Below are 22,374 nucleotides of genomic sequence, written 5' to 3' on the forward strand. Positions count from 1 at the left end.
ATAAGAAATGGAAATATCTCTAATGCAACTAACCCACTTTAAAAAAATACTCTTAAGTAGCTTTATCGCTACATTTGCCTTTACTAGCACACCATCACTTTCATTTGCTAATACGCTAGGCGCCCCCCCTGTTATTATTATCAAACCTCATCCGGTTCAACTAAATGCTGCTAGTTGGTTATTGATGGATTTTGAAACTGGCGACATCATCACTGATCACAATATGCATGAAAGGCGCGCACCAGCAAGCCTGACCAAAATCATGACGGCTTATATTATTGCTGGAGAGCTTAAACAAGGCACACTTAAACTTGATCAACAGATTAAGATCAGTGAAAAAGCATCTAAAACACCTGGCTCTAAGATGTTTATTAATCAGGGCTCACGTGTTAGTGTTGATGATTTATTAAAGGGGATGATTATACAATCTGGTAATGATGCAACCGTTGCATTAACTGAGTTTATCGCAGGTTCTGACACTAACTTTGTGCGACTTATGAATAAAACGGCCAAAGCACTTGGCATGAAAGATACGCATTTTGCTACGGTTGATGGACTACCAGGCGATGATCAGTATACCACCGCCTACGATATGGCGATTTTAGCACGTAATTTTATTGAGCATTACCCTCAGGTTTATAAACTTTATTCTGAAAAAACGTTTATGTTTAATGGCATTGTTCAACACAATCGCAACAAACTACTACGTACATTCAAAGGAACTGATGGGATCAAAACAGGTTATACCAAAAAAGCAGGTTATAATTTGGTTGCCTCTGCTGTGCAAAACAATCAACGCTATATTAGTGTGATCCTTGGCTCACCTAGCGCCCATGTGCGCGAGCAGGAATCTGAAAAGCTCTTAAATTTCGGTTTTAGTAAATTCGTTGATCAACTACTTTATAGTAAAGATCATGTTATCTCACTTGATAACACCGCTATTACCGATGCAGCTAAAGATGCTACGTTAACAGTAATTGGCAAAGATGACATCACCAAAACGATCCCAAAATCTTTTGTTAACCATTTAAGCCAAAAAGTTGTGCTATTACCAGGACTTAAGGCGCCTATTGATAAAGGACAAAAAGTTGGCACACTCATCATTAGTGCAGGTGATTATGAGGTTATTGAGGTTCCTGTTTATGCTAATAATGCGATTGAGCGTGCGGGATTCTTTAGTCGCTGGTTTGGTTAATCTCGCTTTTTTGTCACAATATTCTATACTCTAGTTACCTAAATTTGGATCAAGGATGAAAGAATGCCATTTTATTACAATGCTGCAGATTCTAAAAATAGCGCGCGTGATTTTATTGCAGTAACGATTTATACCAACAAATATATCATTAAAGGTGAAATATCTGTGCGTGTAGGTGTACGCTTAACCGATCACATCAATAGTGAAACCAGTGGCAAATTTATTGCACTACGCAATGCAAAAATCTATCAAGATATAAATAACGAGCCTGCTAGTGAGTGTAAATTTATGAATATTAATCTAGAAAACATCCTCTTCTTGCACCCTGATGATGAATAACTTTGTAACAATGGTATACAAAACCTAGTCAAGAAACTCTGTAAAATAGTTTGTGTGCGGTATATAATGCTCGAGCATTGAAATAAGGAGCTCACGCGTGACAGAGAAGCAAAAAGGTCAAAAAAAAATCGTAAATGCTGCCAAGAAACTATTTGTAAAGAAGGGCTTTGATGGTACATCTCTACGCGATATTGCAGACAAAGCACAAGTCCCTGTCTCACTAATTTATCACTACTTTGAGAACAAGGTTCATTTATGGCAAGAGGTTAAAATGAGCCTCTTGATCGATAGTGGTTGGATGGGTGATCACCATCTTGATAAAGATCGTAATTTTGCTGAATTTCTAGAATACTTCATCAATATGCGCTTGCAATTATTATATGCCAACCCTGATATTGTAAGACTCTTTGACTGGCAACGACTTGAAAGTGGCAAAAACCAACTCTTTGGCTTGGGTAATGCACCCAAAAATGGCAACTGGAAAACACTTTTAGACTACTTGCAGATTTATCGCGAAAAAGGTCAAGTTACCGATGCACTTAGCGATGAAGCGGTGACGAGCATGGTATTTGGCTTGATTTTAGGGCCTTTTGTACGCACCGGACAAGCTTACTTTAAAAACAAGGATGAATACGCCATATATAAAGAGGTGATCACAACAACACTTATTCAAACACTTGCTGCAAAGCACATTGAGTAATTTGTAAAACACTCTAACATAACAGTAATTTAATTAAGTAAAAAAGAAGGGGAAATATATTTATGAGCAAAGAGAGAAAGCTCAGCATTGAAGTTATTGGCGGTATTATCTTATTCACCGCAGCAGTTGCCGCCATTGTTGTTAATAACTCATGGCTTAGCCCGTATTATCATATGTTAGAAACGGTTTATGCCGGCGTATCTATTGGTAACTTTGCTTTACAGAAGAATCTCGTTCATTGGATTAATGATGGATTTATGGCGCTTTATTTCTTATTGGTTGGCTTGGAAATAAAACGTGAATTCGTTGGCGGCACACTGTCTAGCAAATCCAATATTATTATTCCTGCCATTGTTGCTTTGTTTGGTTTATTAGTGCCTGCACTTATCTACTTTCTAATCAATCAGCATAATCCAAACTATATCGATGGTTGGGCAATCCCAACAGCTACTGACATTGCCTTCACTTTAGGCATATTGGCTCTCCTTGGTTCGCGTATTCCGACATCGCTTAAAATACTTGTAACTACAATTGCCATCTTTGATGATATTGCTGCTATTGCGATTATCGCTGCATTTTATACCAGCAACTTATCTCTTATCTCATTGTTTGCCGCTTTAATCTGTATTGTCGTACTTATTTGCATGAATCGCTTAGGCGTAAGAAAACTTGCTCCATTTATGATTGTTGGTGTCATTATGTGGTTATGTGTTTTACAATCAGGTGTCCACGCCACCCTTGCCGGTGTTGCTTTGGCACTCACCATTCCACATACTGAAAAAAACTCTCCCCTATTGAAACTAGAGCATGGTTTAAATCCTTGGATTATCTTTATGGTTTTACCACTATTTGCCTTTGCCAACGCAGGCATTAGCTTTAGCGGCATGAGTTTATCACACCTGTTTCATCCGGTATCACTTGGGATCATCTTGGGATTATTCTTAGGAAAACAAATCGGAATATTTATCAGTCTTTATCTCTTTAGTAAAACGAAATACTTCACCATTGGACGCCAACTATCAGTGCCTCAGCTTTACGGTATTAGCTTAGTTTGTGGTATTGGTTTTACTATGAGTTTATTTATCGGCACACTTGCCTTTAGCACACCTGATCTTATGAACATGGTCAAAGTTGGTGTTTTAGTAGGTTCATTAATCTCTGGACTTGTCGGCTATCTTGTACTTAGAAAGTGTTGCAAACCCACATAAGATAATAGCTAGAATGTTACCGTCAGTAACTTTCAAGAATTACTTTAAGCGCTTTATTAGTGGCACACCTAATGTTATTGCTCGATAAATAAAAAATAACAAATATGCAAGCCATAATCCAACATTGCCAAATGCCCATAATACAGCGACACTTAACAAATATAAAACCATGGATGCAATCATTGCATTACGCATAATCGTTGTTTTAAGCAGACCAACAAACACACCATCTAACCAAAAACTAAATACCGCGATTAATGGGAATATAATTGAGAAAATAACATAGTGCTCAGCTGTCTGGCGGACACTTGCAATAGAGGTTAACAAATCAAATACCCACGGGTAAACACAGGCATAAATCAAAACAAACAGTAAACTAAAAGCAATAGAGTAACTCAGCGTATATAACAAAGTACGTTTTAATGTGCTTTTATCATTTTGCCCAACATTTTCACCAACAAGCGTTTCTGTTGCATTGGCTAAAGCATCCAAAAAAAGTGCTAACAACATCGCAAATTCAATCAGCAAAGTATTTGCAGCAAGCACCTCTTGACCCATATGTGCTGAGAACACAAAGAATGAGTTAATACAGACCTGCAAACACAAAGAGCGTATGAAAATATCACCATTGACTGACATAAATGCTTGATAAGCTCGCCAATTAAATTGATTGCGATGTATTAACTTCTTCAATGAAACCTTGTTATCTTTGGCGATTCTAATGCTAAAAAACAATGCAAATATACAACTTAAGGCTTGTGACCACACCACAGAATAGGCAATGCCCTTAATATCTAAATGCAGTAACTTAACAAAAATAAGACTCAACAAAATACCTGAGATGCTTGTAATAAGTGCCATCAAGAAAGCAAGCTTTGCCCGTTGTAGCGCAATAAAAAAGCCAAGTAAGACATAATTAATAAAGACAAACAACAAAGCATAAATGGTGATATTAAAGTATTCACTAAATAGCTTGGTTACGGCTTGATTCATCGACAATATTGCTAATGCCAAATCATAAATAATACCTTGAAACACAATCAATATAAACGCCAATATCATCGCGACAATAAGCGCCTTTACTAACCAGTCAAAGATCTTATTAAAATCTCTCTTACCGTATTGCTGCGCAATAACACCCGTTGTACTCATTCGCAAGAAGTAAAACAATGCACTGATAAAAGTGATGACTGAAACACCTAAAGCACTGGCTGCCAGATAACTACTAGCATGCAGATTACCCATCAATGCCGAATTAACAATACCACATAATGGCAGACTAATATTGGCAAGGATTAAAGGAAGCGACAGCTGAATGATTTTCTTATGCACAATCAGCCACGTTGATTAAAGTGTATTTTCTAATAGAGGTTGTGATTTAACAACACGGTCAATCTGTTGAAGTTGCATTAATAATGACTTCATTTTTTGAATTGGTAACGCATTTGGTCCATCACTTAAAGCCTTAGCTGGATCTGGATGTGTTTCCATAAATATGCCTGAAATCCCCGCTGCGACTGCCGCACGAGCCAATACTGGTACAAACTCACGCTGCCCGCCTGAGACATTACCCTGTCCACCTGGCAACTGTACCGAATGTGTTGCATCATAGACCACAGGACAACCTGTTTCACGCATAACCGCTAATGAGCGCATATCTGAAACCAGATTGTTATAACCAAAGCTTGCACCTCTTTCACATGCCATCACTTGCTTATTGCCTGTTGATTTGGCTTTCTCCATCACCTGCTTCATATCCCAAGGTGCTAAGAATTGCCCTTTTTTAATATTAACGGGCAAGCCTTGCTCGCAAACTCTTACAATAAAGTTTGTCTGACGACATAAAAAAGCAGGTGTTTGCAATACATCGACAACACTTGCAACCTCTGACAATGGTGTATCTTCATGTACATCTGTTAATATCGGAACCTTAATTTCCTTTTTAACTTTCGCTAAAATCTCAAGTCCTTTATCAATACCAGGACCTCTGAAGCTATTAATCGATGAGCGATTGGCTTTATCAAAAGAAGATTTATAAATAAACGAAATACCTAACTCATCGGTTAATTCTTTGAGATAACCTGCTGTATCCATTGCTAGCGCCTCTGATTCAATAACACAAGGTCCCGCAATTAAAAAAAATGGCTTATCCATCCCTACTTCAAAGTCTAATAATTTCATCATATGATCCAATTTGGCTAAAACTTGAAGTAGTTTAATGTGCACGAACCTAAATAGGAAGGGCTTTCTTAAATGAAGGCTTGACTTAATACTCAAAAATTCAGACACTCATGGGCAGTTTAAATCATACTGTACACAATTATGCTATTTATTTTAATGCTTATCATTGGCTACTTATTTGGTTCAATTAATAGTGCCATTATCACCTGTAAACTCATGGGTTTACCTTCACCGCGCAGTATTGGTTCAGGCAATCCAGGAGCGACTAATGTCTTGCGTCTAGGAGGCAAAAAGGCTGCAGCAATCACGCTTTTAGGTGACGCTCTGAAAGGCTTAATTCCTGTACTCATTGCTCATGCTTTATACTTAAGCGCAACGGAGACTGGTTATATCGCACTTCTTGCCGTTATTGGTCATATATTTCCTGTGTTCTTTGGCTTTAAAGGTGGCAAAGGCGTTGCCACTTTAATTGGTGTCATTCTTGGGTTTTATTGGTTGATTGGTATTATCTTTCTTGCCACATGGCTCATATGCGCTTTAATTACCAAATACTCTTCACTCTCTGCATTAATTGCGACGATTGTCTCTGCTATTTGTGTGATTTTCATCTTTAATTTTAATACCGCACTACCATTTATCATTATTGCTGTTATTGTCATCTTAAGACATCACGAGAATATTAAGCGTTTAATCAATGGCAGCGAAAGCAAAATAGGTCAAAAGAAAAATGCCTGAATTACCTGAAGTCGAGACGGTTAAAAACGGTCTTAGCTTATATTGCTTAAAACGCAAAATCATCAGCGCTCATACTTATATTGATAAACTACGCTATCCCCTAGATCCTAAGCTTAGTGATAAAGTAACCAACCAATGCATTCATGATATATCAAGACGTGGTAAGCATTTGATTATCACCTTAGATGATTATGCATTGATTATTCATCTTGGCATGTCTGGCGTATTGCAAATCATTGATAACAATGCCTATCAGCATAAAAAACATGACCATATTGTCTTACAGCTCGATGATGGTCAGACGATCTTTTACCATGATCCACGTCGCTTTGGTTATTGGGATATTACCGACAGTGATCCTTTGGCACATAAATGCTTTTTAAACTACGGTCCTGAGCCTTTAACACAACACTTCAATAGTCGCTATTTGCAACGCGCACTTAACGCACGCACACAAGCGATAAAAAGTGTGATTATGGATAACAAAATCGTGGTTGGTGTTGGCAATATCTATGCTTGTGAAAGTTTGTTTAAAGCAGGCATTTCACCATTGAAACCTGCCAGCACCTTAACAAAAAATGAAATCAGCAAGCTTATCGACGCCATTAAATCCACCTTATTGCAAGCGATTAAAGCCGGTGGCACCACCTTGAAAGACTATAAGAATGCCACGGGCAAACCCGGCTATTTTGCCCAATCTTTAGCAGTTTATGGACAAAAAGACAAAGCATGCCAGATCTGTTCAACTATTATTTCATCAATTGTCATCAATCAACGCAACACCTTCTATTGCCCACAATGTCAACCATAAGGGAAAAGAATAATGATCAAAGCAACGAACTACCTAGAAGCATTAAAAGCCATTGCAAAAAAAGATTTCCCTTGTTATATCATTACTGGCAAAGAACCTTATCAAAAAAACAAACTCATTGAACAAATCAATGCCAAATATAAAGCACAAAATTTTGAGATTCTGCGCACACAAATCATCAATCAGCAATATGATTTTTTACAAAGCAATTTCAATAGCTTTAGTCTGTTTGCCGAAGAGCGTTTATTGCAACTCACGATTACTAAAGCACCTGATAAGAATGCGCAAAAACTGCTCGTTGAATGCCTTAACAACATCTCACAAAGTGATCGTTTTTTATTGATTTTTGATGATCTGACAAGTGCACAACAAAAAACAAAATGGTTTCAATCGATTGTACAAAAAGCACTATATGTTCAAGTATGGCCAGTTAGCATTCAAGAATCGATTAAACTCATTAAGCTTGAGCTTGGCTCTCTAAATAAACCGATTACATTAACCGAAGATGCCTTGATGCTCTTAGCACAAAAAACCGAAGGCAATCTCTTTGCTGCTAATCAAATGATTAGCTTACTACAACATCAACCGCAAACGCATTTTGATGATAAGGCACTTACTGAGTATTTATCCAATGCGATGAATTACGATGTATTTGATCTGGCACAAAGCCTTATCGAACAAAATATGAATCGCTCACTGGTGATATTGCAGCATCTGTTCAAAGAGCGTGTTGAGAATGCCATTATTCTTTGGGCAATTCTCAAAGAGCTACGCATTTGCTATAACCTAAGCACGCAAACGCCACAACAGCAACAACAGACCTTTATGCGCAATAATATCTGGAAAACACGCCAAGCGCCTTATGCACGGCTATCTAAGAAATTTAGCAAACAACATTATGCCAAGCTTTTTAATCAATGCTTTGCCATTGACTTACTCGTTAAAGGAATCGAGCAAGGTGATGCAGAACAAGCATTGACTGAATTAGTATGTCAATTATACTAAAATATCGCAGCAGCTGTAGACGTTTAGCCACAATCTAACAGTTGCCTATGCCTCAATCTCAGAGATTGCCTTTTTGACATTTGCAATGGATGTGCCGCCTATTGCTGTTTTGCTATTCACTGCTGAGTCAATGCTTAATACTTGATAGACATCGTTATCAATCATCACTGAAAAACGTTGAAATTCAGAAAGTGTTAAGTCGATTAATGATTTATTTTCACTTAAGGCATAGGCGGTAATTTCTCCAACGATATGATGTGCTTTTCTAAAGGCAATACCTTTTTTAGCCAAATAATCAGCCAGTTCCGTTGCCACACAAAAACTGCCATCATAGTTTTTATCTCTATTTACCACTAAGCTTTCAACCGTTATCGTTGTTACTTGCAACAAGTCAACTACGGTATCAACGGCTGCAAAAAGTGCTTCTTTATCCTCTTGCAAATCTTTGTTATACCCCGATGGTAAGGCTTTAACAGTTGCTAATAATGCAACTAAATAGCCATTTAAGCGTCCCGCTTTGCCACGAACCAACTCCATCGCATCTGGGTTTTTCTTCTGTGGCATGAGTGATGAACCCGTTGTGACTAAATCACTCATTTCAACCAAGCCAAACTCCGTCGTTGAATAGATAATCATATCCTCAGCAAAGCGACTCAAATGCGCCCCAATAAGGCTAATCGCAGCTAATAGTTCAATAATGTAATCGCGATCACTGACTGCATCCAAGCTATTTTGGGCAATCTCATCAAACCCCAACGCATCTGCCATTTTCTGGCGATCTAATGCCCACGCATTGCCCGCAATCGCCCCCATGCCTAGTGGTGAGATATTAACACGCTTCTTAATATCGACAAGTCTCGCATAATCGCGTTTCAACATCTCATAAAAGGATAAGAAATAATGCCCCCATGTAATCGGTTGCGCCTGTTGCAAATGAGTATAGCCCATGACAAATACATCAACATTTGCTTTAGCTTGCGCGACAAAAGCCGCTTGTAAAGATTTGATCAGATCACATAAATGCTCAATATGCTCAAGCACCCATAACCTTGTCGCGCAAGAGACTTGTTCATTGCGGGATCTTCCCGTATTAGCTTTATAGGCAAGATCACCTATTTTACCCACTAGTGATTGCTCTACAAAGGTATGAATATCTTCAACATCATCATTGATTGCCTGCTGAATAAGATACGGATTATTATCAACCTCATATTCGATCTCTGCTAAGGCTTGATGCAACGCCTTCAATTCGTTATCTGATAAAACATTGATATCGCACAGTGCTTCAGTAAATGCTTTTGTCGCTTTGATATCATAGGGGAAAAGCCGATAATCAAAACTCAATGATTCATTAAAGCGTACAAACAAAGGGTTGTTGTCCTCACTAAAACGCCCACCCCAGAGTTTTTGTTTTCTTTGCACTTCTAAGTCATTACCTTGTTGCATTAATTTATCTGTTATTTCTGCCATGGCTTATCCTTTAATTCATTAAAAAATGTGATAAAAAATAGAACGCCCTCGTTGATTTGCTCTACATAAATAAATTCATCGGCACTGTGGGAGCGCTTTGAGTCTCCTGGTGAGAACTTAACACTTGGGCAATTAACAATCGCTTGATCTGACGTCGTTGGTGAGCCATAGCTATTAATACCCTTTGCTAATAATGCTTGCATTAACGGATGCTCAAGTGGCGTTTTACTGGCTTTAATGCGTAGTGATCTAGGTGTGATTTCTGATGACATATATTGACGCATAATGTGCAGTACATCCTCATTACCATAGGCATCAGTCGATCTAACATCAACAACAAAATGACATTTTTCAGGGACGACATTGTGCTTTACTCCTGCTTCAATCATCGTCACACTCATTTTCACATCACCCAATGTCTCTGAAGTTTGTGCAAACTGATAACTGTTAAGCCAATTGATATCATCAACAGCTTTTAATATCGCATTATCTCCCTCATCGCGTGCAGCATGTCCTGTCTTGCCATGGGCGACACAATCGCAAACCATTAAGCCCTTTTCGCTAATCGCAAGCTCCATGCTCGTTGGCTCACCAACGATTGCAAAATCAATAGCATCAAAAAAGGTTAGCGCCAACTCGGCACCATTTTTGCCTGAAACCTCTTCTTCTGCAGCCGCACATAATAATAGATTAAAAGGAAGATCTGCCCTTTCATAAAAATAACTAAAAGTAGCTATCATACTCACCAAAGCGCCACCGGCATCATTGGCTCCCAAGCCATATAATTTACCATCAATAATTTCAGCACTATAAGGATCACGCGTGTAGCTCTTGCTCGGTGGCACGGTATCGTGATGGGAAATCAATAAAACGGATGGTTTATTATCATCAAAATATTTATTCTTAGCACACACATTATTGCCAACTAAGGTGCTAGTAATACCACGTTCAAACAGCCATTGTTGAATAAATGCCGCAGTTTGTACCTCGTCTTTTGAAATCGATGGGATTTCAATCAAACACTTGAGCAATGCCAAGGCCTCTGCTTGTTTATGTGCTATATCTTCAATCAATACATCAGAATGCATACTTATACTATTTGTCATTAATTAATACCCTTAAATTAGAATAACTGTATTGTCGTGACTTTTGCTTTCTCACCTTGCAAGGTACGCGCAATATTATCCGCATTACTAATCACCACTTGATTAACGTTAGAGGCTAGCGCATCAAAGCAATTCTCAAGCTTAACCAACATGCCTTGTTGGACCTTGCCTTTTGATATTAAATGTTGGTAGGCATGTAAATCTAAGGTTTCAATCAATGAATCGGGATTGGCAATCTCCTCATAAACCCCTGACAAATCCATACAATAATATAGATTGACCTGATATTGATGCGCCAAGGCTTTTGCGATTTCATATGCCACTGTGTCGGCATTGGTATTTAAAAGCTGCCCACTACCATCATGGGTGATTGGTGCAATGACAGGTAAAAAACCATTATTGATCAAATCAATTAATACATTACGATTAACTGCTTTAACATCACCAACAAAACCAAAGTCATGCATTTGAGTTCCGCGTTTGTTGCTTAATAGCAAATTAGCATCAACACCACTTAAGCCCAATGCATTAACATCATAAGCTTGCAACTTAGCCACCATCTGTTTATTGATGATTCCGGCTAACACCATTGTGACAAGATCTAATGATGCTTGATCAGTCACGCGCCGGCCATTAATAAAGGTAGATTCAACACCTAGACGCTTCGCTAATTGACTGACCTGATCGCCACCGCCATGCACGATAACACATGGATCACTTTGCTGCGAAAGAGCGTGCAATAGCGTATTGAGCTTATTTTCATCATCAATCACACGCCCACCTAATTTGATGATATTAAGCGTTTTATTCAACTTCATTGGCATAGACCTTTTCATTTAATAATGGTGCCTTTGACGTTTGTAATTTCAATGTTTTGACAAGTTCGGATAACACATATTGCACGGCATAGAGACGATTCTCAGCTTGTTCGATAACAATTGAGCATTCAGAATCAAGCACATCATCAGCAATCACTAAGTTACGTCTGACGGGTAAGCAATGCATAACCTTGGCATTAGGGGCATTTTTTAGCTTTTCTTGAGTAATCATCCATTTGTCATCGGTATTGATCACCTTGCCGTATTCTTTAGTGCTTGACCAATTTTTAACATAGATAAAATCAGCATCTTTAAACGCCTCATCTTGATCATATACCACTTGAGCATCACCGATAAATTCTGAATCCAGTTCATAACCTTCAGGATGTGTCACTACAAAGTCATAATCCATCAGTTGCATACCCTCAGCAAACGAATTTGCTACCGCATGTGGCAAGGGATTAACATGTGGCGCCCAGCTTAGCACGACTTTTGTTTTTTTTAGTTTTTTTGATTTTTTATACTCTTCAATCGTTAATATATCGGCCAGACTCTGCAAAGGATGACGCAAGGCTGATTCTAAATTCACTATTGGGCAATCCGTATATTTTTTAAATGCGCTAAAGATTTGCTCTTGATAATCTTGCTCTTTGTCATTGAGCTTGGCAAATGAGCGAATTGCGACAATGTCACAATAGCTTGCAATGACTTGAGCGGCCTCTTTGATATGCTCAGGTTTATCGGCATTCATCACCACACCTTCGTTAAATTCCAGTGCCCAACCATTATTCACATCAATTGGCAACACGTTTAAACCAATATTTTGTGCCGCCTTTATCGTTGAGATTTTAGTGCGTAAACTTGGATTTAAAAAAATAATGCCTAAAGTTTTATGTGCACCTAATTTATCATTCGCATGTGGATTCTGCTTAATCTCAATACATGATTGAATCGCTTCTTGGATATTATCAATATCCTTAATACTTAAATACTGCTGCATGTTTTTTCACTCCTAGAAACTGTGTTTCTTTTATCTTATAAACTTTCTGTTGCTGAGCATTAGTCAAAGCCATTATATTTACGTTGGCTAAGCGTTAGTCGAAGCCTTTATAAATGTTACCCCTCACCCGCGCAGCCCAAGCTGCACGAGCAATCCCGCAAGGGGAGAGGTGATAACTGGTGAACATTATCATCATGCTAATCTTCGACTTCGTTCAAGGTGCGGTTAACATTTTTAGATGAGCACTCAGCTTCAATCACTTCTTTTAATGCCAAAATAAATGCATCAATATGTGATTGCTGAATAGTTAGTGCAGGCAGTAAACGCATCACTTGCCCCGCTTGAGCAACACCTGTAAATATATGCTTTTGCTTTAAAAGTGCATTGCGAACTGCTTTACAATCTAAGCTAAATTCAATACCTAGCATAAGCCCACGACCACGCACGGTTATTACTTCAGGGATTTGTAGTAATTGCTCTTTTAAATATGCCCCTTGTTGCTTGGCATTATCAACAAGTGCTTCATCGTCAATAACTTCAAGCACAGCTAACATCGCAGCACAGGCAAGATAACTACCACCAAAGGTTGTGCCTAACATGTTTTTCAATACTGGAATATCATCTTTGATCAACACACCACCAACAGGAAAGCCATTACCCGCCCCCTTGGCAAAGGTAATTAAATCCGGTTCAATACCCGATTGCCGGAAACTAAAAAACGCTCCTGTGCGTCCAAAGCCAGATTGAATCTCATCAACAATCAACTTTGCATCATACTCTTGACACAAACCACTTGCCATCTGTAGAAAATGTATATCCGGCTCATAGATACCGGCAATGCCTTGAACTCCTTCGACAATTACCGAAGCCACATCATTATCCATCGCTTCTTTCAACGCATCTATATCATTTAATGGCACACTAATAACTTGAAAACCATTTGAAAAAGGTGATTGAATGGCAGGATTATCAGTAACCGCCAAGGCAAGATTTGTGCGCCCATGAAAGCTATTATTAATGCTAATGATCTTGTTGCGCTTGGTGACAACACCAGCAAGTTTAAGCGCATTTTCTACCGCTTCTGCTCCTGAATTGACTAAAAACAACTGGTAATTATGACAACCACTTAATTGTGCCAGTTTATCTGCCAGATGTTGCTGCATCGGCATCTCAACACTATTGGAATAAAAGCCGATATGTTGCAACTGTTGCGTGATTCTTTCAATATAATGCGGGTGACTATGCCCAATTGAGATCACCGCATGCCCACCATATAGATCCAGATATTGTTGAGCATTTTCATCCCAAACATATAAATCTTGAGCTTTATTTAATGCAATGGGATAACGATCGTATACTTCATATAAATTCATAAAACCACCTTAAAAAACACTGGCTTTGAGGGACAAACCTAACTCACAAGGCAAGTCAAACATCAGATTCATATTTTGTAGAGCTTGCCCTGAAGCCCCTTTAATCAAATTATCAATGACACTGACAACATGCAGATACTCACCATGTTTTTTCACGGATAATAAACAAGCATTGGTATTAACAACCATTTTTAAATCTGGCTCATGATCAAGTACTTTGACAAATGTACTTTGCTCGTAAAATGATTGCAAAATTTGTTGTGCCTTTATTTCAGTGAGATCTGACTTAAAATAAATCGAGGCAAAAATACCACGACTAAAATTCCCTCGCATTGGCACAAATAATATTTGATTGTTTGAAGATAATTTCAATGCCTGTTTAATTTCAATCAGATGCTGATGTGAAAAGGCTTTATAGACAGACATATTATTAGTACGCCAGCTAAAGTGGGAAGTCCTACTGGGCATCACACCGGCACCTGTTGAGCCAGTAATGGCATTGATATGAACATCTCCATTAACATAATTGCCAAAAGGCATTAGCGCCAGAATAATAGCCGTGGCAAAGCAACCAGGATTGGCAATATTAGATGCAACTGCAATCTCACTTTGCTTAATATCCGCCAAACCATAGAGAAACGCTGGATTTGCCTGAGTATCTCGATGATCCTGACTTAAATCAATTATCTTGGTATCTGCTTTGAATTGAAGCTGTTTAAGTGCCTCCTTAGCTTGCCCATGCCCTACACATAAAAACACGACATCAACATTATAATTTATCTCTCTATCGAATACGCGTTTATTATCAATCAAATAGAAATCATGATGTGTTTTGGCGATTAACTCACCGGCTTTTGAGGTACTATGTATAAACTGAATATCCACTTGCGGGTGATATGTCAGTAGTCGTAATAGCTCACCAGCGGTATAACCCGCACCGCCTAAAATTCCAACCTTTATTTTGTTATTATGCTCAACCATAGAACCTCACCCTGTCACCGCTGTTTTGATTGAGCTTAATTGCGTTGTTTTGACTGATTTATCTTTACTCTGCAATTGATAATAAGCGGCCAGTTGTGTGCTCATCACTTTAGTAAATCCTTTGACGTCATCACCAGTGAAACTTGCATTCTCCTCACCATATTTAGCATGTTGCGCCTGCATTAAATCATGCTCAGATTGTATACCCAACAGTACGAAATGAAGTGGATAAAGCTTCACAAACACATCCCCTGTGACCTTTGCTTGAGTCGATAATAACAAAGCCTCAATATCACGCGCTGCCGGATCAAGAAATTGTCCTTCATGTACCATCTCAGCATAGGTATCACTTAGACTCGTTTTAATTTTAAGCTGTGCTTTAGTCAGTACATGTTTTTCCAATAAGTGATGTGCCTTGATCAGGATCAAAGGTGCAGGCGCTTCAAAGCCAACACGCCCCTTGATATTGATAATGGTGTCACCAACATGAATGTCACGACCAATACCATATTGGCTAGCAATATCATTAAGCTTTTGAATTACTTGAATTGAATTTGATAACTCGTCATTTAAAGCAATTGGCTCACCATTAATAAAGGTAATCTTTAACGTTTCTTCTCTATCTTGCGCTTTAACCATCTTAGTTGTCCAAGCCTCATCTTTTAAGTATAAATCTGAACTCAAGGTCTCAACACCGCCAACAGAGGTACCCCATAAACCTTTATTGATCGAATAGTTTTTGCTACTTTCGCTGCAACTTACACCTGAATTAATTAAATATTCTTGCGTTGCCGCACGTGATAATTTCAAATCACGAATGGGTGTGATGATTTGAGCTTGTGGAGATAATATATGAAACATCAGATCAAAGCGCACTTGATCATTGCCTGCTCCCGTGCAGCCATGTGCAATCTTAGTGATACCCATAGCATTTGCTACCTTAGCAATCGTCATTGCTTGAAAAGCACGCTCAGCACTGACTGATAAAGGATAACAGTTATTTTTAAGTGCATTAGCAAAGATCAGAAACTTAACACACTCCTGATAAAAGTCTTTTGTGACGTCAATGCTTTGATGCGTTTTTGCACCCAACTGATAAGCTCTGCGTTCAATCTGTGCTAACTCAATCTGAGTAAAACCACCCGTATTAACCGTCACAGTATGCACTTCTAGATCTTGCTCCTGCTGTAAATACTTAACACAAAAACTTGTATCCAAACCTCCACTAAATGCGACAATAACTTTCATTGATTGCTCCCTTTTATTATCTTTATTATCTTGATTCTTTTGTAATACACCTTGCTCTTGCTGTTCACTTTGCTCTTTTTGCTTTTGTTTTCTTTGCGGATCGTACAGCATCCCTGTGCATAAACAATTTTGATATTCTTTAGCTTGTAAAATAGCGAAGTTCACACAACTCATACATCCTTGCCAAAATGTCTTATCCGTTGTTAAGCCAGTAAAAGCAGCCGGCTCATAACCCAATTCATAATTGATACGCATCACCTGCGGATTGGTCGTTAACCCAAAGATCTTAGCATTAGGATAATATTCACGCGCTAACATAAACGCTTTTGATTTCAAGGCTTTGGATAAACCTAAGTTTCGATATTCTGGAAAAACAATTAAACCTGAATTAGACACATAAGACTTATCTTGCCATGACTCGATATAACAAAAGCCTATAATTTGATTAAGCAGACGATCAATCGCAATCACTGCGTGTTTTGAACGTATTTTCTCTTGCAAATAGTTCACACTGCGCTTGGCAATGCCGGTCTTTCTTTGCTTAGCACTTTCTTCAATCTGTGCGGCAATTACATGGGCAAAATGGCAATGCGTACTATTGGCAATAACGATGTCGACATGGCTTAGCTTCATCTAGGTAATTTCTATTAATCCAAACGAAGCTCAACGATAGCAAAGCCTTGATGATAGATAAAATTCATTTTTTATATGTTTTGATGAATTTAATTCATCAAAACATGGTTTTCCATTAGTGAATTAATTAAAAGCTTCCATTGCTTTAGCGATTTTTGCAGCAATCACTTGATGTGTTTCTGCTGTTGGATGTACTGTGTCTTCAAATAAATGTTTTTTGTTATCAGCTTGTGGTATACACAATAGTGCAGAATTAGTGAGCGCTGCCAATGGATCCGTCTTTGTAACAGGTGCTTGCTTACATGCAGGTGTTGTTGTGTCATCAAATTGATAATTTTTGCCCAACGCAGACATCTCATAATTTGCAACCATATCATTCATTAAATTAAAGACATCCACTGGTACAATTTTAATACTTGAATCCTGCTTTTGTAATGCGCCTAACATATTACTCAATGCCGTATTGTAAGCAACAGATAGCTTCTCTAAAGCTGTCTGCTGATTATTCTCAATTGCCATTGGTGTTAGCCCTATGTTTGGCAATAGTAATACCACAAACTTCTTAGCACCATGTTCTGCAAGGTATTTGACATCATAGGCAATATCACCTGCTGCTTGCGTCATGACTTGTGCAGCCTCTGCTGCTGTTGGATGTTTTTCCACCTCTAGGAATAAGTTATTGGCACCACCCCATAAAATATAGACTTTGTCTGGATCTGCATGCTTTAATGGCTGCTGTGACAAGTAGCTATCTATTTGATTATAGTTTTCAAGTTGATCATAAACAGGCTGCAAGCTTTCATTTGGGCTTTGCGCTTTAGGGCAACTATAAGCAGGTTGACCATTCACTTGTGGAATAGGGCCAATCGGTGAAGGCATATATAAAGGAACATTTCCAGGTGGAAGTAATTGAGGATTAAGCTGTCCTAATACTGTAAACATCGCTTGTGGCAAAATAAGCCCAATCCCTGCACACGTTGTTGTTGCGCCACCTTGGGCATAATTATTACCTGCTAAGCCTTTACTTTCTGTATCAATTGATAAATGGAATCCTCCTAATGATTGATTAATTATCTTATGCCACGCAGGGTATGCCACCTTTATTGGCTGCATATAGTGACTGTTATTAGGTAACGCCGTTGCACTTGATGCCCCAACCAACTTAGCCAAATCAGTAACCCAAACATTACCACCTGGCGTGGTATAGGTTGTTGATTTATCAGTTGATGTTCCTGGGACTTTTGGCCATGCAGGCAAACTGTGTAAAAACACATGCAACCCTTTGACCAAAGCAGCTAGCTGATCTTGCACACCTGCATCTGACAAACTATCGCCAAATACAACAAAGTCTTGCCCTTTAACGCCTGTGATATTAATGGTTTGTGTTGTGCCGCCAACATTGATGGTTAAAGTATCTTTTTGATTATATTGCGCATCTGAAGTTGGTGCATAGCTCAAACTAAATTGACAACTTTGACCATTACTAATAGCTTGCGCACATGATCCAAGATTAACAGTAAACCCAGCATTTGGATTAGATTGTGTGACACTCACCTGATATGCATTTGACTGACCGACTGCACCTATGCTTTGATCGCCAACACTTACAGTGAACTCTTTTTGATTATTTTGATTAATATCCGCATGGATCACATTATCCGTCGGTGAGCTAACATTAACAGCAACACCAGCGCTGTCACCACCACCTCCGCCACCACAGGCAGATAATAGCATTGCTGCGGTCAATAGACTGATTTTTTTCCACGCTTTCTTAGATTGCGAAAACTTTATGTTCATCATCTTTTTACCTTTTTATTAATATTAGAATTTATATCTCAATGCCAAACCAAAGATATCGGCAAACCCGCGATAATCAGCAGATACTTTATTTTGCTCAATATTTGGAACATGTGTATTTGAACCAGTATACTCCGTGACATTAATACTTTGATTAAGCATGAAAATATGCTCATAAACCGCATCAATTGAGAAGTGATCATTGACATGATACGTGCCACCAAGTGTTACCCAAATGCGATTAGTATCCGGCATTCTTGCATCTCTTGTTTGTGACACGGTTGGTGTTTGATCATATGCTACACCCGTTCTTACCGACCAATGTGGGGTAATCTTATAATCCGTACCTAATGAGAATAACCAGCTATTTTTCCAGCCTAACTGTATCGTTGATGAGGTTGAATAGCCTCCCGGTGTGTCAATGGTAAGCTTATCCAAAGTACTCCACATCGTATACTGCACAGTGCCTCTGACTTGCCATTTTGACGTAATATCTTGAGTAATACCAAAGTTAATCACACCAGGGGTTCTAAATGAAGTCGAGGCATCAGAAATATAGCTATTATAAGGTGCCCCTGGTGTTATTGGCGTACTACCTGTTGGCAGTAACCATTGGTTGCCTGTACCTTCAATATTCATCTTAACTGGCGTGCGATAACTCAAACCAAAATAGGTCGCTTTCACTGGGTGAAACATCACACCAAAAATTCCACCAACGCCCCAGCCATTGCCACTAATATTCGTCGCTTGATTTGTAGGCGTTGCCAGTTCGCCATCATAGTTTGAAAACTCAGCGCTGGCATATTGGATTTGTAATCCTGCGGCAATCGAGATCTCTGGAATAATATTAAAGGCAATCTCAGGTGTTAGATTAACGACTTCAATTGATGTTTTCTGTGCGGCATAGCGCACAACTGAATTATCATCATAATTTGTCGTCATGCCCCACGGTGCGGTTAACGCCACACCTGCTGCTAGTCGATCATTTATACGCCATGCACCATATAAGTTAGGTACTAACGCGCCCTCAACCACACTATTTTGTGATGATGCACCTGATACAGGATCATCTGCAAAAGGAATCGTACTGTAATGTACACCATGACTGGCTTGTGCATTGGTCATTTTCACACTAGGTAAGATATAGCTGCCACCGATGTAAACGCTATTATCCTTAACAAATCCCAAGTTGGCTGGGTTATTAAAAATACTACTGACATCATCTGGACTTGCAGCACTTCCTGCCATTGCCATCCCTTGCAAGTAAACACTATTCTCATTGACCTGAAAGCCTGCTGCTTCAGCCTGACAAGTCATGGCAAAAGCCACTGCCAAAAATGACAGCTTGTGTAATTTTCTCATATTTTCCCCTCTTTCAACAAAATGCTCTCACATATGTATTTAATCTACATATCAAACAAGGGGATTGTACTGAATCTTGCTGTTCAGTCAAATCGATACAGGCATAATCAGGATAAAAAGAGCTCAGAAATACAACATATCCGTTTTTCTGGGTAATTTATCTACTGTTTAGATCAAGTCAAAACCATTATATGCTGCACTTGCACATCAATGTTTTATTGATTTCTACTGGGCTTTTTGATGCCTGATAACACACTCACCAATATGGGGCCTGCAATATTCTGCCATACAGCGTAAAGTGTCCCCGCAATAGCTGCTAATTTACCAAAAAACAAAATCGCAATCACAATCCCTAAGCCAACATCAAGAATACTAAACTCAAATAATAGGGCAAGCGCGCTTTTGTGATCTAGGCTAAATATTTTCCCTAAGACATAGCCAACAATAGATGCTAATGCATGTAGTAAAACAATAGCAACACATAGTTTCAAAGACACATACCATAGCACTTCTTTGTTTAGTGCAACCACAACCATCACAACAATAACAATCGTTATAATTGCAAGTGATGAAAGCTTATTTAAGATGTGTGGCTTTAATGCGATAAAACGCTGAAAAATAATGCCTGCCACTATTGGCAGTACCACAATCATCAAAGTGGTTGTTACAATACCAACCCAAGGAATTGTTACTGTTTTATGCAAAAATAAATACAATATTAATGGCATAATAATAGGTGCCAATAGCGTTGTAACCAATGTAAGACTGACAGTTAGTGCTAGATTTGCTTTGGATAATAATGACATCACATTAGACGCCGTTCCTCCAGGGCACGCGCCGACAATCACAAGACCAATTAATGCATAATTATCTAACTGAAGTAGTCGCCCAATAGTATAAGCGATCAGTGCGGTAACAAAAGATTTCAACACAATTATCAGTATGAAGCGTCCCTTGATATCAGCAATCTGTTGCATATCTTTAAGAGACACATTAATACCCACCAAAAACATAATAATCCCTAGGAACAAAGGGATGAATACTTTTAAAGGAGTGAAAATACTCGGCAAGCATAGTGCCAGTAATGCCCCGCATATCACAAAAATAGAAAACGACTTAATCATGGCGTAATTGTTTAACTTCATGTTTTTACCCTACTAAATGGCAACCCAAAACAAGGTGATAGTCTCTCAATAAAAAAAGCGTATCACAAGTTGCTATTTGTAATTGTCTGAAGGATAATCAAAGGAGACAAAAATTAAACTTTGAAAGTGGTAGCTACGACTGGACTTGAACCAGTGACCCCAGCATTATGAATGCTGTGCTCTAACCAACTGAGCTACGTAGCCACGACAGGGAGGAATATTAGCAAGATTGGTTTTGTTGTCAATGATTTTTTTTATTTTTATCCCCGCACCTGCAAAAATAGCTGATAGATACTGTTTTTTGCTGGGATTGTGTCTATAATGTCCGCCTTATTGCTACAGCAAGATTGACTAAAGCGCGATTTCATCACTGCGCTTATCTCTTAATATCAGTTGTCGCAATAATGTATAAACAAAATACGAATAAACATAAAGTAGGAACATTTTAGATGTCTGATGGTAGAAATAAACTTAATGATTTTTCATTATTAAAATCATTGGTCGATGGCAAAAGCATAAAAGACAAAACAGATCGTTTACGTAAAGCACACGCGGCAAAACTCAATGAAACGGGTGATGCCAAAGCGACACGTTCAACGCCTAGACCAAGCACTGCTACCAAGCAAGCTCCTCAGACAAGACAAGAGCGTGTCAACCAGCCACGCACACCATTTCGCATGCCACAATATGGTCAAAAGCAACATGAAGAGCTTGTGGTTGATATGCCTGATGCTCAGGAAGATGAGCTGATCATTGAAATTGATCTACAAAAAGAGCTCTATAAAGAAGAGCAGCGCTTGTTTAAATGGCTTTGTGCACGCTTTCCAAAGTGCTTCAATCCACGCGATAAGCGCCCATTGAAAATCGGCATAAGCGATGATATTGAAATCATTTATTATAACGAGCATTTTGCACCGATTGACCAATATGTTCTAAAAAAAGTGATTAAACGCTATGTTGGCGACACCCGTTATCAACGTTCAGTGCTTGAGCATAAGCAGCGCTTCAATCTTTATGGCAAGCCAGTTGAAAGCTTTAGTGATGATCATATTGCTTATGCTAAACAGCGTTTAGATGAAATTGCTGAGAAAGCTTACTTACGTTCTCAAGGCATTGATATTAAAACATATTATCAACAAAAACGTGAACAAGAGCAGCAAGAAATTCAAGAAGAACAAGAAAAGCAAGCTTCAGAGCAAACTGAAAACTCCAATCAGGCAACTGATAGTGAAGCGCAAACTAATGATACAAAAACAAACTCATAAGT

The 22,374-nt window shown here is 38.7% G+C and carries 20 protein-coding genes and 1 tRNA gene; 8 read left to right on the top strand and 13 right to left on the bottom strand.

Going from position 1 to position 22,374, the window contains the following annotated elements; translation table 11 throughout:
• Nucleotides 1-22 precede the first annotated feature (22 nt).
• The 4 genes from IE867_RS02225 (at nucleotide 23) to nhaA (ending at nucleotide 3,442) form a co-directional block, all read left to right on the top strand.
• Nucleotides 23-1,195 carry a D-alanyl-D-alanine carboxypeptidase family protein gene (locus tag IE867_RS02225; protein WP_192483137.1) on the top strand — a complete coding sequence of 391 codons (1,173 nt, stop codon included), beginning with the start codon at nucleotides 23-25 and terminating at the stop codon, nucleotides 1,193-1,195.
• 63 nt (nucleotides 1,196-1,258) lie between these two features.
• Nucleotides 1,259-1,534 carry a DUF6812 domain-containing protein gene (locus tag IE867_RS02230; RefSeq protein WP_192483138.1) on the top strand — a complete coding sequence of 92 codons (276 nt, stop codon included), beginning with the start codon at nucleotides 1,259-1,261 and terminating at the stop codon, nucleotides 1,532-1,534.
• Between the two features lie 97 nt (nucleotides 1,535-1,631).
• Entirely contained in the window at nucleotides 1,632-2,234 is a 603-nt protein-coding gene (locus IE867_RS02235) for a TetR/AcrR family transcriptional regulator (RefSeq protein WP_192483139.1), read from the top strand.
• Nucleotides 2,235-2,296: 62 nt separating this feature from the next.
• On the top strand, nucleotides 2,297-3,442 hold the full coding sequence (gene nhaA, locus IE867_RS02240; protein WP_192483140.1) for a Na+/H+ antiporter NhaA: 1,146 nt from the start codon (nucleotides 2,297-2,299) through the stop codon (nucleotides 3,440-3,442).
• Nucleotides 3,443-3,481: 39 nt separating this feature from the next.
• On the opposite strand, the gene IE867_RS02245 is transcribed toward nhaA, so the two are convergent.
• Complete coding sequence (locus IE867_RS02245) at nucleotides 3,482-4,774, bottom strand: MATE family efflux transporter (protein ID WP_192483141.1); 1,293 nt, start codon at nucleotides 4,772-4,774, stop codon at nucleotides 3,482-3,484.
• Between the two features lie 15 nt (nucleotides 4,775-4,789).
• Nucleotides 4,790-5,623: a 3-deoxy-8-phosphooctulonate synthase gene (kdsA, locus tag IE867_RS02250; RefSeq protein ID WP_192483222.1), complete on the bottom strand. Its 834-nt coding sequence runs from the start codon at nucleotides 5,621-5,623 to the stop codon at nucleotides 4,790-4,792.
• Nucleotides 5,624-5,764: 141 nt separating this feature from the next.
• Between kdsA and plsY the strand changes: the two genes are divergently transcribed.
• The 3 genes from plsY to holA are packed head-to-tail and all read left to right on the top strand — an operon-like array spanning nucleotide 5,765 to nucleotide 8,174.
• Complete coding sequence (gene plsY / locus IE867_RS02255; protein ID WP_192483142.1) at nucleotides 5,765-6,358, top strand: glycerol-3-phosphate 1-O-acyltransferase PlsY; 594 nt, start codon at nucleotides 5,765-5,767, stop codon at nucleotides 6,356-6,358.
• A complete protein-coding gene (mutM, locus tag IE867_RS02260; protein ID WP_192483143.1) occupies nucleotides 6,351-7,169 on the top strand; it encodes a bifunctional DNA-formamidopyrimidine glycosylase/DNA-(apurinic or apyrimidinic site) lyase in 819 nt (272 codons plus the stop codon). The genes plsY and mutM overlap by 8 nt, the downstream gene beginning before the upstream one ends.
• 12 nt (nucleotides 7,170-7,181) lie before the next feature.
• Complete coding sequence (holA, locus tag IE867_RS02265; RefSeq protein ID WP_192483144.1) at nucleotides 7,182-8,174, top strand: DNA polymerase III subunit delta; 993 nt, start codon at nucleotides 7,182-7,184, stop codon at nucleotides 8,172-8,174.
• Between the two features lie 45 nt (nucleotides 8,175-8,219).
• Here the strand turns inward: holA and argH are convergent, their stop codons facing one another.
• The 11 genes from argH to IE867_RS02320 all read right to left on the bottom strand — a co-directional run bounded on the left by argH (nucleotide 8,220) and on the right by IE867_RS02320 (nucleotide 21,311).
• Complete coding sequence (gene argH, locus IE867_RS02270; RefSeq protein WP_203249610.1) at nucleotides 8,220-9,644, bottom strand: argininosuccinate lyase; 1,425 nt, start codon at nucleotides 9,642-9,644, stop codon at nucleotides 8,220-8,222.
• Entirely contained in the window at nucleotides 9,632-10,750 is a 1,119-nt protein-coding gene (locus tag IE867_RS02275; protein ID WP_225629925.1) for a M20/M25/M40 family metallo-hydrolase, read from the bottom strand. Before IE867_RS02275 ends, argH begins: the two co-directional genes overlap by 13 nt.
• Nucleotides 10,751-10,767: 17 nt before the next feature.
• Complete coding sequence (argB, locus tag IE867_RS02280; protein ID WP_192483145.1) at nucleotides 10,768-11,568, bottom strand: acetylglutamate kinase; 801 nt, start codon at nucleotides 11,566-11,568, stop codon at nucleotides 10,768-10,770.
• On the bottom strand, nucleotides 11,555-12,568 hold the full coding sequence (locus tag IE867_RS02285; protein ID WP_192483146.1) for a Rossmann-fold NAD(P)-binding domain-containing protein: 1,014 nt from the start codon (nucleotides 12,566-12,568) through the stop codon (nucleotides 11,555-11,557). Before IE867_RS02285 ends, argB begins: the two co-directional genes overlap by 14 nt.
• Nucleotides 12,569-12,765: 197 nt before the next feature.
• On the bottom strand, nucleotides 12,766-13,941 hold the full coding sequence (locus IE867_RS02290; protein WP_192483147.1) for an aspartate aminotransferase family protein: 1,176 nt from the start codon (nucleotides 13,939-13,941) through the stop codon (nucleotides 12,766-12,768).
• 9 nt (nucleotides 13,942-13,950) lie between these two features.
• Nucleotides 13,951-14,922 (bottom strand): N-acetyl-gamma-glutamyl-phosphate reductase, encoded by a 972-nt coding sequence (gene argC / locus IE867_RS02295; protein ID WP_192483148.1) that lies wholly within the window; start codon nucleotides 14,920-14,922, stop codon nucleotides 13,951-13,953.
• Nucleotides 14,923-14,928: 6 nt separating this feature from the next.
• A complete protein-coding gene (gene argG, locus IE867_RS02300) occupies nucleotides 14,929-16,803 on the bottom strand; it encodes an argininosuccinate synthase (RefSeq protein WP_192483149.1) in 1,875 nt (624 codons plus the stop codon).
• Between the two features lie 123 nt (nucleotides 16,804-16,926).
• On the bottom strand, nucleotides 16,927-18,603 hold the full coding sequence (locus IE867_RS02305) for an SGNH/GDSL hydrolase family protein (protein WP_192483150.1): 1,677 nt from the start codon (nucleotides 18,601-18,603) through the stop codon (nucleotides 16,927-16,929).
• 21 nt (nucleotides 18,604-18,624) lie between these two features.
• The gene (locus tag IE867_RS02310) at nucleotides 18,625-19,962 is read right to left on the bottom strand and encodes an OmpP1/FadL family transporter (RefSeq protein WP_192483151.1); all 1,338 of its coding nucleotides are present in this window, start codon (nucleotides 19,960-19,962) and stop codon (nucleotides 18,625-18,627) included.
• A 215-nt stretch (nucleotides 19,963-20,177) separates the two neighbouring features.
• Complete coding sequence (locus IE867_RS02315) at nucleotides 20,178-21,107, bottom strand: bile acid:sodium symporter family protein (RefSeq protein WP_192483152.1); 930 nt, start codon at nucleotides 21,105-21,107, stop codon at nucleotides 20,178-20,180.
• Nucleotides 21,108-21,234: 127 nt separating this feature from the next.
• Nucleotides 21,235-21,311 (bottom strand) — tRNA-Met (locus tag IE867_RS02320).
• A gap of 245 nt (nucleotides 21,312-21,556) precedes the next feature.
• Here IE867_RS02320 and IE867_RS02325 point away from each other — a divergent pair.
• On the top strand, nucleotides 21,557-22,372 hold the full coding sequence (locus tag IE867_RS02325) for a ProQ/FINO family protein (RefSeq protein ID WP_192483153.1): 816 nt from the start codon (nucleotides 21,557-21,559) through the stop codon (nucleotides 22,370-22,372).
• The last annotated feature ends 2 nt before the right edge of the window (nucleotides 22,373-22,374 follow it).

Source organism: Cysteiniphilum marinum (assembly GCF_014857925.1).
Taxonomy (GTDB): domain Bacteria; phylum Pseudomonadota; class Gammaproteobacteria; order Francisellales; family Francisellaceae; genus Caedibacter; species Caedibacter marinus.

Coding starts and splice junctions, on each gene's coding strand:
- IE867_RS02225 (WP_192483137.1), top strand. CDS start 23: ATGCAACTAACCCACTTTAAAAAAATACTCTTAAGTAGCTTTATCGCT.
- IE867_RS02230 (WP_192483138.1), top strand. CDS start 1,259: ATGCCATTTTATTACAATGCTGCAGATTCTAAAAATAGCGCGCGTGAT.
- nhaA (WP_192483140.1), top strand. CDS start 2,297: ATGAGCAAAGAGAGAAAGCTCAGCATTGAAGTTATTGGCGGTATTATC.
- kdsA (WP_192483222.1), bottom strand. CDS start 5,623: ATGAAATTATTAGACTTTGAAGTAGGGATGGATAAGCCATTTTTTTTA.
- plsY (WP_192483142.1), top strand. CDS start 5,765: ATGCTATTTATTTTAATGCTTATCATTGGCTACTTATTTGGTTCAATT.
- mutM (WP_192483143.1), top strand. CDS start 6,351: ATGCCTGAATTACCTGAAGTCGAGACGGTTAAAAACGGTCTTAGCTTA.
- holA (WP_192483144.1), top strand. CDS start 7,182: ATGATCAAAGCAACGAACTACCTAGAAGCATTAAAAGCCATTGCAAAA.
- argH (WP_203249610.1), bottom strand. CDS start 9,644: ATGGCAGAAATAACAGATAAATTAATGCAACAAGGTAATGACTTAGAA.
- IE867_RS02275 (WP_225629925.1), bottom strand. CDS start 10,750: ATGACAAATAGTATAAGTATGCATTCTGATGTATTGATTGAAGATATA.
- argB (WP_192483145.1), bottom strand. CDS start 11,568: ATGAAGTTGAATAAAACGCTTAATATCATCAAATTAGGTGGGCGTGTG.
- IE867_RS02285 (WP_192483146.1), bottom strand. CDS start 12,568: ATGCAGCAGTATTTAAGTATTAAGGATATTGATAATATCCAAGAAGCG.
- IE867_RS02290 (WP_192483147.1), bottom strand. CDS start 13,941: ATGAATTTATATGAAGTATACGATCGTTATCCCATTGCATTAAATAAA.
- argC (WP_192483148.1), bottom strand. CDS start 14,922: ATGGTTGAGCATAATAACAAAATAAAGGTTGGAATTTTAGGCGGTGCG.
- argG (WP_192483149.1), bottom strand. CDS start 16,803: ATGAAGCTAAGCCATGTCGACATCGTTATTGCCAATAGTACGCATTGC.
- IE867_RS02305 (WP_192483150.1), bottom strand. CDS start 18,603: ATGATGAACATAAAGTTTTCGCAATCTAAGAAAGCGTGGAAAAAAATC.
- IE867_RS02310 (WP_192483151.1), bottom strand. CDS start 19,962: ATGAGAAAATTACACAAGCTGTCATTTTTGGCAGTGGCTTTTGCCATG.
- IE867_RS02315 (WP_192483152.1), bottom strand. CDS start 21,107: ATGAAGTTAAACAATTACGCCATGATTAAGTCGTTTTCTATTTTTGTG.
- IE867_RS02325 (WP_192483153.1), top strand. CDS start 21,557: ATGTCTGATGGTAGAAATAAACTTAATGATTTTTCATTATTAAAATCA.